Annotated in this window: 9 protein-coding genes and 3 pseudogenes; 1 reads left to right on the top strand and 11 read right to left on the bottom strand. The window is 36.0% G+C overall.

Annotation, left to right across the window (positions count from 1 at the left end; genetic code table 11):
• Nucleotides 1-152: 152 nt before the first annotated feature.
• The 7 genes and pseudogenes from HYG86_RS18220 to HYG86_RS14560 all read right to left on the bottom strand — a co-directional run.
• Nucleotides 153-545 (bottom strand): annotated as a pseudogene (locus HYG86_RS18220) (HNH endonuclease domain-containing protein); the annotation flags it as partial.
• A 12-nt stretch (nt 546-557) separates the two neighbouring features.
• Nucleotides 558-1,271, bottom strand: a complete 714-nt coding sequence (locus HYG86_RS18215; RefSeq protein ID WP_246451799.1) for a hypothetical protein — start codon at nt 1,269-1,271, stop codon at nt 558-560.
• 74 nt (nt 1,272-1,345) lie between these two features.
• A pseudogene (locus HYG86_RS18465) lies at nt 1,346-1,495 on the bottom strand (hypothetical protein); the annotation flags it as partial.
• Nucleotides 1,496-2,093: 598 nt separating this feature from the next.
• Nucleotides 2,094-4,478, bottom strand: coding sequence for a hypothetical protein (locus HYG86_RS14575; RefSeq protein ID WP_213166310.1), 2,385 nt, complete (start codon nt 4,476-4,478; stop codon nt 2,094-2,096).
• Between the two features lie 509 nt (nt 4,479-4,987).
• Nucleotides 4,988-5,524, bottom strand: a complete 537-nt coding sequence (locus HYG86_RS14570; protein WP_213166309.1) for a hypothetical protein — start codon at nt 5,522-5,524, stop codon at nt 4,988-4,990.
• 118 nt (nt 5,525-5,642) lie between these two features.
• Nucleotides 5,643-8,808: pseudogene (locus HYG86_RS14565) on the bottom strand (DEAD/DEAH box helicase).
• 215 nt (nt 8,809-9,023) lie between these two features.
• Nucleotides 9,024-9,761: an accessory gene regulator B family protein gene (locus HYG86_RS14560; RefSeq protein WP_213166308.1), complete on the bottom strand. Its 738-nt coding sequence runs from the start codon at nt 9,759-9,761 to the stop codon at nt 9,024-9,026.
• Between the two features lie 489 nt (nt 9,762-10,250).
• Between HYG86_RS14560 and HYG86_RS14555 the strand changes: the two genes are divergently transcribed.
• Nucleotides 10,251-10,862 carry a YczE/YyaS/YitT family protein gene (locus tag HYG86_RS14555; RefSeq protein ID WP_213166307.1) on the top strand — a complete coding sequence of 204 codons (612 nt, stop codon included), beginning with the start codon at nt 10,251-10,253 and terminating at the stop codon, nt 10,860-10,862.
• 521 nt (nt 10,863-11,383) lie between these two features.
• On the opposite strand, the gene HYG86_RS14550 is transcribed toward HYG86_RS14555, so the two are convergent.
• The 4 genes from HYG86_RS14550 to HYG86_RS14540 all read right to left on the bottom strand — a co-directional run bounded on the left by HYG86_RS14550 (nt 11,384) and on the right by HYG86_RS14540 (nt 15,358).
• Nucleotides 11,384-12,601, bottom strand: a complete 1,218-nt coding sequence (locus tag HYG86_RS14550; RefSeq protein WP_213166306.1) for an IS256 family transposase — start codon at nt 12,599-12,601, stop codon at nt 11,384-11,386.
• 105 nt (nt 12,602-12,706) lie between these two features.
• Nucleotides 12,707-12,889, bottom strand: coding sequence for a hypothetical protein (locus tag HYG86_RS14545; RefSeq protein ID WP_213166305.1), 183 nt, complete (start codon nt 12,887-12,889; stop codon nt 12,707-12,709).
• A gap of 168 nt (nt 12,890-13,057) precedes the next feature.
• Nucleotides 13,058-13,192, bottom strand: coding sequence for a hypothetical protein (locus tag HYG86_RS18315; protein WP_281391281.1), 135 nt, complete (start codon nt 13,190-13,192; stop codon nt 13,058-13,060).
• A 174-nt stretch (nt 13,193-13,366) separates the two neighbouring features.
• Complete coding sequence (locus tag HYG86_RS14540; RefSeq protein ID WP_213166304.1) at nt 13,367-15,358, bottom strand: methyl-accepting chemotaxis protein; 1,992 nt, start codon at nt 15,356-15,358, stop codon at nt 13,367-13,369.
• Between the last annotated feature and the right edge of the window lie 11 nt (nt 15,359-15,369).

Genomic DNA, 15,369 nt, shown 5'->3' with positions numbered 1-15,369 from the left:
GATTTAGTAGAATAGAGAAAATCTGACGTACACGGTGGTGTAGTTAGATTTTTGTAGATTTTAATACTAGTTAACAATTGTTAAGAATTCATGCCCTTTTATTTTCTAAACAGCTACCTTATCTGTAAGCTCAATAGCTCTATTCACTATTATCAACCAGCCCAAACCTCATACCCTTGATTATAAGCTATCTGATACAATGGAATAATGGTTGTTTTTAATGATTCTGTGAATTCTTCCCGCGGGATTGCTCTTTTAACTTTAAGTAATTCATTTATATCTAAGTTCTGATTGATTGTTAGGTAATCTTCTAGGAAAGATTTTGATGGCTTGATTTGTCTCATTAGTGTGAATGCATCGTACTGTAAGCTGCAGTATTTATCTATATGGGCATATAGGTCAGGAAGCTTATTGCTTTTGGAGCTATTGATATTTTTGAATGTGGGAATCAAATTCCATAGTTGGTCATGTAATACAAAGCTCCATGGTATGAAGTGATCTATACTCATTGTCCCATAGATACTGTAATTTTCGCGGGTTAGAGGAAATCCTGTATATTAGTCATTTATTTTTCTGTGCTTTATCACTTCTCCCCAGAATTTTGTGGCAGTTCTTAGGTCCCGTTGATACGGGGGATGGAGCTTAAATGGGATGGCAGGTACGTTAGGGTTTTTCTTTTGTAGGTAGTGCACAAGTTTGTAATTCAGCCATCCTTGTATTATGTTTTGATTTTCATAGATGTACATGAACCATTGTTCGTTTACTTCTATATAGTTGTCTTGTGTATGTATTTGGTATAAAGCTTCTTGGGACGATAGTGATAGCTCTGTGATGAGTCGATTTTTCTCACCATCTTTACGTCCCACTAATGTGTCGGAGTAGAATGGTGAGATTAGCCTATAGGGAACATACTTGCAAAGCTCCCTTATTTTACTTTCAATCTCTGGGTCGTCTGAATACATTAAGAAATTCAGCAATTGTTCTTCTTTGATATCACTACTGAAGATGTATTTATTGTTAATCATTAGCACTATATCTTTTAGCTGGTCACTGATTCCAAAACTAAGGTGATATTGAACTACTGGATACCAAGCATCACATATCATCCTGCAGGCTATCCTTTTAAATGGTATTTTATTGTTACCACGTATTATTTCTTTAAACATACCGGAAAACCAGTAGATCTTATAGCTGTTGGTTAAATAGTTATAGTCAAGCAGCTTTTCCAGTAGCCTTACTTCTACCTTTTCATTTGAAGGTAAGTTCATCATGTTGTCCTTCACTCCCTTCTATTAGGTTTTTTTGTCCATTACGACATACAAAATACTCTTATTCGCCTTCGGCATCAAAATAGGAGGCATTCATGCTTTAGTCTCCATATGAAGCTCATGGGTTTATTCCCTGAGTGGCTAATGTAGTCACATCTCCCGAGGAACATGAATGGGGATGTGTATCCATTTTCTGTTTTGTATTCTCTAATGAACATGGCTATTTTATTTCCTGTCTTTTTATGGTTTCTGTATCTTTGGGCTGTTTTGCTTTCTACTGATACTTGGCTTTAGGTTTGCCAGTGTAATATAAGGTACACCATTCCGGGTAAGGATGGAAGTTTTTCTATCCTCCCTAAATTCGTCTACCAAGTTGAAGTGATTTTTTTATTCGACTATGTCCTTTTAAACAGCAATTTATAAATATAAGTTCAATAAATAGACATGAAAATCCTCTTTATAGACTAAATATTACAAATTTCGACAAAATACCTGATTAGTATTAGATTTTCCATGTAAAGCACCTACAACCTGTGTAGGTGTTGTTTTATTCTTGTCCACCGTAACCAGGTCAAAAACATTGGCATATATATAGGCTAGATTCGTTACGTGTTTTTTGTTATTTAGGCAAAATCGAACAGAACTCGAAGGAGGTTGAAAGTTGATGTCTAAAGAGTTAAAAGTCAAACTTGGTAGCTCGCGTTATTATTCCGGTGAATTAAAGTATGAAGGGTATATCCTAGACTGACTCTCCATGATTATGAAGAAAGCACTCTACAATAATTAAAATGTAGAGTGCACTGCGATTTACGAGTCAATATTAATCTATACTTGAGCTAATCCCTCTTCGAAAGAACTTATAAATTTTCTTAAATTTTTTCTTGCGATTTTCATAGCCTCAACAGACTCTTGGGCTTTTTTTATCTTATCTTGGAGTTCCTTCTTTTCTTTTCCATTCGCCACATCTGCTTGAAGTTTTAACTCAACGATACCTTTCTCGATATCCATTATACTCTGCACATACTTCTCATATACACTATTTGAATATATTGTATCATGTTCGTCATTGAGAAATATTTCTCTGACTGACACAAGGAGCTTTGCTGATTGTAAAATAGTGTTTTTCTTTCCAAGTAATCCAACAGCTCCCACTGCACCTCCTACACCAGCACCCACACCGAATCCCAGAATAGCGCCTCCACCCACAATTGCTATTGTGCCTCCAGCCATTCCAGCACCACCAATTGCAATTGCACCGCCTCCAAGATAAGCAAGACAAGCACTTGTTAAGGCGGCTCCACTAAGTCCCGCAAAATTCGAGCCTACCAACGCAACAGCAATCGATGGGGCTAATGCACCAGCTGTTGCAATGGTTACAATCGTTATTAATGTCGTTATAGACACCGAAGTAATTACTGTTTTGAGAACCTCATTAAGTTCGCGAAACATTTTATTATAGCACTTTCGAAGCCTCTTGATATAGCCTTTTGAGTAATAGCTTCCAGAGAAAAACGAATCAATGTATTCGTCGCCGTCACCTTTCTTATATCCAGTAATGATGTTTTGAAGATCTTTGTATTTCTTGCTTGGTATATCTTTGCCTTTTTTATCTTTTTCTAGTCCCAAGGGATAATATGGCTCAAAAATCATTGTTTCAAGCAAAACCAAGCGAAACCATGTGTTCTGCGGAGCATTTTCCTCTATTTTCTGGATTAGCTCTTGCTTTGTATACCAATGAAGTTTAACATCCTCAATTTGCAAGAAACTTGAAAAGCCTTTTGAGATGTATTCTTTCCACTCATCAAGCCAGCTCTGTTTTAGATGCTTTACACCTTCATTGTTAAAAGGTAATTTTGTGAACTGAATATCATTAAGAGTTTTATAATATTCCAGATTATACAGAATCATTGTTTGTTCAACCGTTAATCCGAGCTTATCCATATCCATATCAGCAACCATCCTTTTGTAAATATTTTCATGTGCCTGAGTGTATGCAAATCGTTGAATATCCTCATACATCTGCTTTATTTCCTTGATACTTCTGGCTTTAAAACACCAAGAAACATCCTCTCCGATAGCAACAGCAAACCGCCCGACACCAACGTAATTAATTGACACCCAGTATTTTTGAGTGACAATTGCTTCACCAACATCAACAGTAGTAAACACGCCTGTTGCAATCGTAAGCATTCTGGCTATTGTAGGAGTATTTAATGGTGTTACCTTTCCCCAGTCAATCTGTTTTAGAACTTCGATATTTCGAATATCGTTTTCATGTATTTCGAGAGCAAGACGGCGTATGAAGTAAAAACTTCTGACAATACACTCATTAGCGACAACTGGAAATGACTGACGCCCAATTTCAATTCCAACACCAAGCTCACCACGCAAATCAAATTTCAGTACAGTATCTTTAATAATCCTACCTTTTTCATCGTGTTTTGCAAGTAAGGTGCCACTGAATAGCTTTGACAAAAACACTGATATTGAATTGTTTCCAATATTTATGTTCTTAAAAAAAGGAAGCACAGATAATTCTTTTGCTAAAGCTAGCAAAGGGCCGGGTATTCCGGTTCCACCACTCTTACCTACAGAAGAACTTGAACCTGCCACATCACTCACGAGGTGGAAAAACCAAGTAATCGTTCCAAAGAGAATTTTTGATGACACATCATTTCCAATAAAGGCTCTGCTCACTTCAGGAACGTCTACAGCCATAAAAGTTCCTTTGACATCTGTACCGTATGACTTACCAGTAAATTGCGTAAGTAGAGAAAATATAAGTCCGACAATCGTTGGATGGTGGGCGAAATCCCGTAGATGATGATGCAAGCCGCTACAAAAGTCGTGTGTATTTCCATCGCTGGGTATTGGGAATTTCTTTTCGAGAAATCTAACAGCTGACTCTAAATCCTCATCTCTACAACCCAGTAATTTCGCCGTTTTTGTGACAAAGCTATTAATTTCATCACTTGCAATATTCTGACCCCGTTCCAAGCTAAACTCTCCAACCCAAAGAATGTCAAGCAGTCCACACATCAGTCCGCTACCGATAGAAACCAAGTAGTCGAGTTTATCCGCTTGATTGGACAGTAAACTTATATGACTATCCAAGTCATATATGATTCTATCGAGGTCATACTCTGTATTAAACACACTTTCTTTATACTGTTGAAGTTCGACATGTAGATTTTCCAATTCTTTTTTCATGAGTAACCCCTCTAATATTTATTCCATGTAGTACTCTTTATATTAAATTCAAAATTAAACACGCAACAAAAACTATCTAATACATTAACAGAGTCGTTTTACAACAAACAACATCCAACCTACTCTCTCAGCCCCTAGCATTTTCACAGAAACATCTAATTTGATCACTCGTGAACCACTGACATACAATCTGTTATGTACGCACACGATGACATCTAATCCATTCTATGCGGTTTGTAAAGGCTTTCTTTGAAATGTTTCCTTAAAGTAAAAAAATCTACATTTTTTTTTACTTTATAAATCTAAAACCCGTGAACGGCTTATAACAAGCCTTCCCAAGCACATTTCCATATTTCCTTGACATCAATACTACCATCTCGTCGGTTGTAAGATTTAGCAACATATCCCCACAGACTGTCACTATGAAATCTTATAAAAGTATACCAATAATGTTATAGAGCCCTTACCACTAATAAACATAATACGAAGTGCGCTTATATATCCAGATTTCAAATATGTATCTTATCAACCTCAGAGTCCCAGTCAATAATGGAGCAACGGAAGAAGTCAAACTTATCCTGATTAGCTTTATAATAGCCTCTAGCAGAACTACAAAGTATTAAGCACAAGCGTCGTACGTTTACTCGGTAAGTCTTTACACTGCGATTATAGATGCATGATGCATCACTATAAATGTCGAATGGCTTCTTTGATTCCAAGACAAGCACAAAGTGATCAATTTTATTGTTGCAGTTTTTTATTCTATCGACATCAATGTTGGGGGTTCCTTGATGTAATAGAGAATTTCTCAGACTATAAACCACTTCGCCACTTAAATAAGGCATTGGCATACTGCGGCAAGGACACTGCTCATATTTACCGATATGCTCGTTATACCAATCTTTATAGCGTTTTGCAGTATTTTTTTCTTTGGGATACTCAGCCTTACCGCATATATCAGGAAAGGTAAGCGCTAGTGCCAAGGCTGAATAATAGCAGTCCGCCTCCAATGCGTTGTTTACATCATCAATCAATTGCAACATCATAGGCCACACCTCCTTTTTTGATAGATAATTTCGGGAAAACTTCGGGGTAAGGCTTGAAGTTTTTCCATTTCCCCTAATTGGGTGATTGTTGTAATAGATTGTTATTCCAGAAAATATTCTACAGTACATTCTTATTCGCCTTAGGCATCAGTATCGGAGGCATCTCATGTTTTAATCTCCAGATGAAGCTCATGGGCTTATTTCCTGAATGGCTTACGTAGTCACATGTTCCTAGGAACATAAATGGTGATGTGTAGCCATTTTCTTGTTTATATTCCCTTATGAATAGGGCTATTTTGTTCCCTATCTTTTTGTGGTTTATGTACCTTTGTGCTGTTTTGCTATCTTCTGATACTTGGCTCTGGGTTTGCCAGTGGAAAAGTTTTTCGTTGATGGCATAGTCTTCATATAGGGTTGATGGAGAGAAGTCTTTTTCGGATTTGTTAAGGGTGATGAAGAATATGTCTAGGTTCTTTTCTTTGAAGTGCTTTACACCTTCTCTGAAAGCTGGGTTTGCTTCTTGGTTGTAGTAGCCAAAAGCTGCCATGATTTGTGCTGTGGTGTATTTACTGTGGATGCCAAGTGGGCATGGAAAGTTGAAGTCATGTTCTACTTCTATTTGCTTTAGATTGTTGTAGTTGTATTGTAAGATTTCGGTGATCTCTGCTTTGATTTCTGGGCTCTTTAGTAATTGTTGTATCCCTTCTTCAATTGTGGTGAATCCTTCTTTTTTAGGGGCATTGTCGTAGAAGGAGTAGTAGAACATGTTAAGCATTAGCTGTCCTTCTTCATTGTTGATTCCTTGGCTCTTTAAGTAACTAAAGTAGGAACTTAAGTAGCTTTCTTGAGTTTATATGAAATAGTCTTGATACCCTTTTGGTAAATAGTTCTGTATCTAGTGCAGGGTCTTTTTCTTGTAGTCTTGCTTCTATTTTCATGCTGGTAAATGTCCTATTTTTTGAGCTGCCGTATAGGTCATAGATGGAGATATGGTGATACTTTAATAAGTTTGAGATTGTTAGTTCTAGTCCTGTGTCCTCTTTAAAGTATTTCATCTTGTTTATGAGGTTTTTCTTGGTGTTGGCAGTTTCTTTAATGTTTCTTAGGATATATTCCTTTGCTTGTTTTTCTAGCTGGATAAAGCAGCCTTTGGGTAGTGTGTTGAATCCATCTTCCACATAGTTTCTAATGGATCGTTTTGTTGGGCCTATTAAAGCCCGGAACTTATCCTCGAAGCTGTAGTTTTTGTGGGCTTGTCCTACAAAGTCTAGGACTGTCAGGCAGTCTTTTCCCTCTGATATCCTTAGGCCCCTTCCTAGCTGTTGTAGAAATACCGTTAAACTTTCTGTTGGTCTTAGGAAAAGTACTGTATTTATCTCTGGGATATCTACACCTTCGTTATACAGATCAACTACGAATATAAATTTGATTTCTCCTTTTACTAGTCTTTCTTTTGCTCCTTCCCTGGTTTGGTTGTCGGAGTTACCGTGTAATGCTATTGATGGGATGTTGACTTTGGTGTTAAAGAATTTGGCCATGTATTTGGCATGTTCTACACTAACACAAAAGCCTAGTCCTTTTACTTCCTCGATGTCAGTTACGTACTTGTGGATGTTTTTGACTATTACATCATAGGTTCTCTTGTCGTTTAGTGTGTAGACATTTTCCAGTTCTTTTGTGTCATATCCTTTTCTACTCCACTTTAGTTTTGATAAGTCCACTGTGTCACTTACACCAAAGTATTGAAAAGGAGATAGTAGTTTTCTATTTATGGCTTCTGTTAATCGCATTTCACTGGCTATGGTATCATCAAAATATTGGAGGATATCTTGTCCGTCCATACGCTCTGGTGTAGCTGTAAGTCCTAGAAGTATTTTAGGTTTATAGTGACTTAGTAGCTTTTGATATGAAGGGGCCGAAGCATGGTGGAATTCGTCTACAATAATAAAGTCATAGTAGTCCTCTGTGGTGTTTTGGTGTAGTTTGTTACTATTAAAACTCTGGATACTGATAAATAGGTGGTTTATTGATTCTGGGGATTTGTTTGACCCAACTAGTAAATCTCCAAAGTTATTGTCCTTTAATATGCCCCTGAATGTATCCCTGCTTTGTTTAAGGATTTCTTCTCGATGGGCAACAAAAAGTAGTTTAGCTGATTCTTTAGCTTCCCTTTTGAATCTTTTATAGTCGAATGCGGAGATTACTGTTTTTCCTACACCTGTTGCTGCTACTAGTAGGTTTTTGTATCTACCGTATACTTCCCTTTCAACTTGTAATTGTTCTAGTATTTCCTTTTGGTAGTGGTACGGCTCTATGTCAAAGTTGAAGCTAAAGTCACTGGCTTCTTTGTTCTTTTCTTTGCTGAGGGCTGTTTTTAGCTTTGATATATCTTGCTCTTCATCGGGGTTAAAGTGAATAAATTCGTCATCATTCCAGTAGCTTTCAAATGTTGCTTCAAACTTTTTGATAATGTCGAAGGAGTCTTTTTCTGTTACTTTTATGTTCCACTCAAGGCCCGATGTTAGGGCTGGGTTTGATAGGTTAGAAGAACCTATATAGCATGTGCTGAAGCCTGTTTCCCGTTTAAACATATATGCTTTTGCGTGAAGTCTAGTTCTGTCAACGTCATAGGATATCTTAACTTCTGTATTTTTTAACTTACTTAGCTCCATTATAGCTTTAAGGTCAGTTGCTTCCATGTATGATGTGGTGATTATCCTGAGTTTACCGTTTTTCTGTTCAGTAAAGTGTTTAAGCTGTTCAAGTATGGTTCTGAGTCCACTCCACTTAATGAATGAGACTAGCATATCAATGGAATCGGAGGATAGGATTTCTTTTTGTAATTCACTCATCATGTTAGGCTCGTAGTTTGATCCAGTAAATAGTGAGCTTTGTGATATAGGCGTTACTGGTCTTACTGGTATTTCTTTGTTTATGGATTTTATGCTGTTTAGACGTGAGTAAACAGAGGTTAGCACCTCTCCTTCTTCTGCTATCTTGAGCTTTTCGAATTCGTCATCGTCTAAGTTTTTGTGTAGTGTAGATATGATATCGTTGCATGTTCTTATCTGGTTTAATAGGGCTTCTTTGTCGTCGCTAAAGTTGTCCCGTACATAGTTAAGTGCCCTTCTTGTCACTTGAGATATGTATGAAGAAAGAAGCTTCCGAGCTTCTTCCACATCTATCTTTTCTTTGCCAATATCAAAGGACTCCAGTGATATATCCTGAAGATTCTTCTTAAGCTTGTGGTTTATAATTTCTTCGTAGATACCCTGCTTTAACATACCCCTCACCTCGGTTAGTTTGTTACTTTAGTATTCGTGTTTGTTACATATATTTCCTTCTTTTGTTGACTTTTGTTAAACACATATACCTTTAGCCACGAAGTTTAGTAGTTAGTAGAGCAGTCAGCCATCAGGAAAACAATAAAAAGGACCTCAAAGTGAGGACCTGATGTTTCAGAAATTTAGTACTATTTTATGGCGATTATAGATAATTCCTAATCATGCCCGAACTTGTTGTATATTTTTGTGAGGTACTCCATAGTTTCTTGAGAATAATCAATCTGATAAGTTCTCAAGCCGGAACCGCGCATATAGATAACAGTAAAGACCATTTCATTTGGGAATATTTTTACTATTATTGGTCCTGATTGTCCCTGGGGCGCATCCTTTTCTATTGGAAAGTAAACCTCAACTGGCTTACCTTCTTTAAATCTTATCTTTTCGATATTCATTATCTGAAAAAAAAACAAACTCTTACCTTCAAAGTTTGATACATCCCTCAGTAAACTCTCGACAAAGACATCGTCCATTATATATTTCTCCAAATTGAAAATAGGGTGTATTGATGGGCTGATGCCTTCAAATATTTTGCTAGGTTCTTCTATGGCAAAATAAGGCGTAGTATCACTGGTAAAACTATACTCTCCTGCCTCATGGATGATGATGGAGTAATATTGACGATAGTTATAAATACTTAAAGCGAGACTTAGAATTATTAGAATCATTGTCCATATTCTTAGCCCTTTATTTGAATTGCTATTTTCTTCGGATCTATTATCCCTTGGAGAAAATACAAAGAATGCAATAATCGATAATGTAAAAATCAGATAAGTCCAATTTAAGTCGTAGTTGGAGGTGAAAAATATCTGGTATCCAGCCACCAAGAAAATAAAAATAGAACCCATACGCAATGCAACCCTTAAACCCCTGTTGAAAAATACATTTTCGTCCATATAATTCACCTCTCTTGCAATGTGTATTCTATAAACTTAATGGATATCCTTCTTCAGTATAGAAAAGGCATGCACAAAACGGCATGCCTTTTCTATACTAATCGCATATTCTCTTTGATATTCTGTAACCCCAATGTTATTGCTAGGTTCATACTGGCTTTATTTCCATGATGGGTTATCCAAGTGAAAATATCAAACTTGTTCATAGTTTAGATGATTCTCCCTCGGTGAATTTGTTCAGTAGGTTCATAAAGCATCCTCATTTCGGTGCAAATATTTTATAGTTTCCAAGCTTCTATCTGATGCTTTCTTCTTGTGATACCACTTAGAAACTCGTCTAAATTTTCTTTAGATATAACTTTTAAAACTATTTTAGAACTATAGTTCTATATTGTAGAATTTTTTATTTTTTCCCTTGACTTTACCTATTATATATAGAGTATACTGAAGTAAATAGACTCTATATAAATAGCTGAAGGTGGTTGGACTATGAAACGTTTTCTATTTTATTTTATTGGCTTATTTATCTCTGCAGTTGGTATTACTGGTGTTATTGTGGCGGAGTTAGGCACTGGTGCTTGGGACTCTGTATTTGTGGGCTTGACTAATAAGGTTGGCTTAAGTCCTGGATCATGGAATATAATTACTGGTGGCCTACTTATGTTGTTCAATGCTTCTTTAGCTAAAAAGAAGCCTGAATTTCTTTCTTTTTTAACTGTTTTCATCCTAGGTGTTTTTATCGATATCAACTTATTTCTGTATAGCTTTATTGATATTGTAACTTTACCTGAAAAAATGTTGTTGTTTGCAATTAGTTTTGTATGTATGGCATTGGGTGTAGGGTCTTATCTTCAGGCTAAGTTTCCACCTACTCCCATTGATAGTCTTATGATGGTTGTCCACAAGAGGTTTAATATTAGCATGGCTTTTTCTCGGCTAATATGTGAAATTACTGCCCTTACAACTGGATTATTTTTAGCTGGACCTGTTTCTTACGGAACTGTTGTAATAGTATTGGCAATTGGTCCTTGCATTCAGTACGCATATAGAAAGATGGATGTTCTTTATAATAGGCCGAAGAAAAAGGCAGCTGTTGCTTAGATTGTTTCTTTAAGGGAAGTCAAAAAGAGTATTTACTCCTACGGGGGGTAAATACTCTTTTATTTTAGTAGTAATTTTATATAGTTTCTTAAATGCTGGATAATCTTCATTGTGCTTTGCCGTACTGTTTGCCAAGGCTGAAGCCTCGGTTAGGTTACAATTGAATGTAACTATTACAAACCATGGAGATGTTTTAATTGTTAAGAGTCAATTAGTTAATAAACTTCTATAATAACTATTTCCTGCTTTATTGGGAGTATAAATAATTTAGTGTAATTGGATTTCTTACTTTACTGCATCTACTAGTAGAAAATCTAAACATACATCAGAAATATTTTCCCATTACTGGGATATAATATTCATGGCTCTTACTTACTAAAAGGATAAGGCAATACTGGAGAGTAACCTGAGCGATTAGTAAGGTTCTGCCGAGGATAGAGGATCTGACCCTCTATCTTTTTTTGCCCTTTTTTCTATCCTTGGGAGAACTAAAGCGATAAACTCCTGGGCAAAGCCCAGCACTAAACAGCTAAATTTGAGTCAATTCTATCCTCAAAATATATTGCAAACTGGGAGATACATTGTTTCCAGATCCTAAGTGGTTGAGTCCACTTCTTAGATATTTCCATGGTAGCTAAGTACAATATTTTTTCTAAGGCTTCATCGTTAGGGTAAGATGTTTTAGTTTTAGTAACTTTACGCAGCTGTCTATGGTATGCTTCGATGGTATTTGTAGTATAGATCAATTTACGTATCTCGTTAGGATACTTAAAGTAAACAGTTAACTCATCCCAATTTTTTTCCCATGATTTAATAATTATTGGGTGTTTTTTACCCCACTTTTCTTTGAACTCTTCAAAAGCATATTCTGCTTCATCAAGAGTTAAAGCTTGGTATACTTTTTTCAGGTCTACCATTACCTGTTTCATTTCTTTATACGAAACATACTTCATCGAGTTTCTGATTTGGTGAATAACACATAGCTGTATTTCTGTTTTTGGAAAGGCAGAGTTAATAGCCTCAGAAAAGCCTGAAAGTCCGTCCTTACAAGCAATTAGGATGTCTTCTACACCTCTATTTTTAAGGTCATTAAGTACTCCTAGCCAGAACTTTGAACTTTCGTTACCACCAATCCATATTCCTAAAACTTCCTTGTGACCTGCCATATTTATACCTAGTACACTGTAAGCCGCTTTATTAATTATCCTGTTATCTTCACGAACTTTAAAGTGAATTGCATCAAGGAAAACTATAGGGTAGATCCTATCTAGTGGCCTAGATTGCCATTCAGCAATCATAGGTAGTATCCTGTCTGTAACTTTACTAACCATTGTTGCTGATACCTCGATGCCGTAGATATCTTGCATATGGCTTTCTATGTCACGTGTGGTCATTCCGTTAGCATACATGGATATTATTTTATCTTCGAGCTCATTGCTAGTCCGTTGATATTTCTTGATTACTTGTGGTTCAAAATCCCCATTACGATCCCTTGGGATTTCTATGGTTGATTCTCCGTACTTAGTCTTAATGGTTTTCTTGTTGTAACCATTTCTACTATTCCCTGAATGATCGCCAATGGGTGAGTGTTTATCATAGCCTAAATGCTCATCCATTTCAGCTTCGAAGATTTCCTGCATAGTATCTTTGAATAAACTTTTTAAGTGTTCTTGTACTTCTTCTACACTTCGGCACTCTTTTGCTAATTCTTTGGCTAATAAATTACCCTTTGTAGTCATAATTGGACAACCCCTTTTTTAGTGGTATTATTATCCAATTACACGTAATTTATTACGCTCTCGCTTTATTTCTTATTACCGTAATTTTTGATTATGTAGAATTTATTAGTTAGCACCAACTAAAATTGAATACACTAAAGAAAACATAATGAAAGCAAATGACAAACTTCCTAAACATATATTTACTATGGTTTCCTCATTCTTCTTAATTTTTTCTAAGATTCCCATGGTACTTACGTAGAATATTATAGAAGCTACTGGTATTCCAAAGATAATTATCAATATCATGTTTTATCACCCATCCCCCTGCTTTTGTTATAATTTGAATTCGCCATAAGACTTAAAAATCCCCCCATTAATCTGATTTATTTATTAAATAATACCACCTCAGTCAAGGAAAGAGACATTGGAGTAAAATACTTTATCCAAAACTTATTTGCATAAAGATTTGCAGTTTCAAAGTCTACATGGAGAGGTTAGAACCTCTTCTTCCTCTTCTATATTGAGTTTTACCTCGGTTAATTTGTTATTTAAGGTATTCGCTTTAATTACATATTTTTCATGCTTGATGTCTACCTTTTTGTTAGACATTATCAGCTACCTAGAGTTCGCCCTTTTGTTCGTTCCCGTGGGTTAGTGCCGAGCATAAACAAAAGAAATCCACCAAGAGTTCAGTTTTTCTTAGTGGATTCTTTTATTTACTATTCAAAAGCATATACTCCGTAAGGTATGCCTTTGGTCTCACATCAATTTATTGCTATCTTTTTAATACTTTACCCCTGAAAAACTATCTCGCATCTCTCTTGCCAACTGAGCTAGTCTTTCAGTAGCTGTAGCAATCTCAGACATGGATGTATTTTGTTGTTGTACAGATGCCGATGTCTCTTCACTACCGGCAGCATGTTGTTGTGAAATGGCCGATAAGTTGTGTATTATATTTACAATTTCCTCTTTCTTAGCTTCCATTCCCTTAGCTATTTCTGTCACACCTTCAATGAGATTGTTCATATTTTCTATCGAAGTTGCAATGCCACTAAATTTCTCATCTGTTTGCTCTACACTTTGTGTTTGTAGTTTGGCAATTTCGGTGACAGTGTCCATTAGGGCAACTGTTGACGTTGTTTTTTCTGTTAGCTCTTTTATTACCACGGATATTTCTTCTGCAAAATCACTGGATTGTTCTGCTAGTTTTCTTATCTCGTCAGCAACCACAGCAAAACCTCTACCAGTTTCTCCTGCCCTAGCAGCTTCTATTGCAGCGTTTAATGCCAATAGGTTAGTTTGATTTGCAATTGACTTTATCATACTACTTGCTTCTTCTATTCTTCCTACACTTTTATTAGTATCAACAATCTTAGAAGATATTTCACTTAAGGAATCATTACTCCTTTCAGTATCAGTGTTCAAGCCTTTTAATATTTGCAATCCTTCTTCTTTCAAGGTATCTACTTGGTATACTGATTTATTAAGTATATCAATACTTCTTCGTTCTTCTTCTATAAGCATAGTTAAATCATTTATGTTAACTGCGCCTTTTTCTGTGTTTTCTGCTTGTTCTGATGCGCCTTTAGCTATTTCTTCTATAGTTTTTGCAACTTCAGTATTTGCTTGAAGTGACTGGTTTATTGATAAACTTAATTCTCCAGAAGATTTTGCCACCTCTTCTGATGTTTTATCCACATGCTTTACAAAGGTCCTTAAGTTGTCCGTTATACTTTGTAGTGCTCTACTTAAAGTACCCATCTCATCCTTTCTATTTAATAAAGTTTGGGGTACGTCATTTCGTATATCAAGCTTAGCTATGTTATTAGCATGGTCCACAGCTTTTTTTATGGGTTTTACTACAAATATACTAGTAAAATAGGTTATACCAATTCCTATTAAAATTGTTATTGATACAATGACTAGTAATGTTCTTTTAAGTTCGTCAATTTCCGAAAGCAACTCTTTTTCTGGAACAGATAGTACAACCATCCACGGTGTTTTTTCCACTGGTGCATATCCCAATATGGATTGCTCCCCATACATGACTCTATCTATTCCTACAGAACCATCAACAATTTTATGTTTAACTTCTATCAGCTCTTGGTATGAATCATCTAAGTCATTAAAAAAGTTAAATTGGTTTAACACCATAGTAGTATCAGCATGTCCTGTTACCGTCCCTACTTTGTTAAGGGTATATGACTCTCCGGTTTCGCCAAAACTAATATCCGCTAGGATTTCACTTATTGCTAACCCATCTCTCCAACCATAAAATACACCTATAATCTCATTATTTACTTTAACTGGCACAGCATAAATTATAATGGCCCCATCTCCAAGTAAACTTATTATAATATCCGAAGTTGTCGCAGTTCCAGTTAAGGCCCCTTGAAAATAATCTCTTTCACTTATATCTAAAACTGTACGCTCATGATCAAACACCCTAGATTCACCTTTTATATCCGCAAAGGCAAAACCAGTATAGCCTGTCCTTTTCGCTTCCTCATAGAAGTAGTTTGCTTTTTCCTCCCATGGCATTTCATCATCAAAAATAATTTGGTTTTGCGATAATGTTTCAACATATGTTAATTGATTATCTACCCTTGAAGTTATATACTTCCCAGCTTCTACAACAGAGTTTCCTAGAGCTTTTTCAGCTTCATTTAAAATGGCACTTGATGCTCTATTTATAGAAATAATACTTAAACTACCTATTGAAATAACTATTATCAATGTGAAGACCACGATTAACTGAATTTTAATAGTTTTCATGCCTTGACCCT

The organism is Alkalicella caledoniensis, assembly GCF_014467015.1.
Classification (GTDB): Bacteria; Bacillota; Proteinivoracia; order Proteinivoracales; family Proteinivoracaceae; genus Alkalicella; species Alkalicella caledoniensis.
The sequence above is the reverse complement of the archived record's forward strand: the minus strand, read 5'-3'. Positions and strand labels throughout refer to the sequence as shown.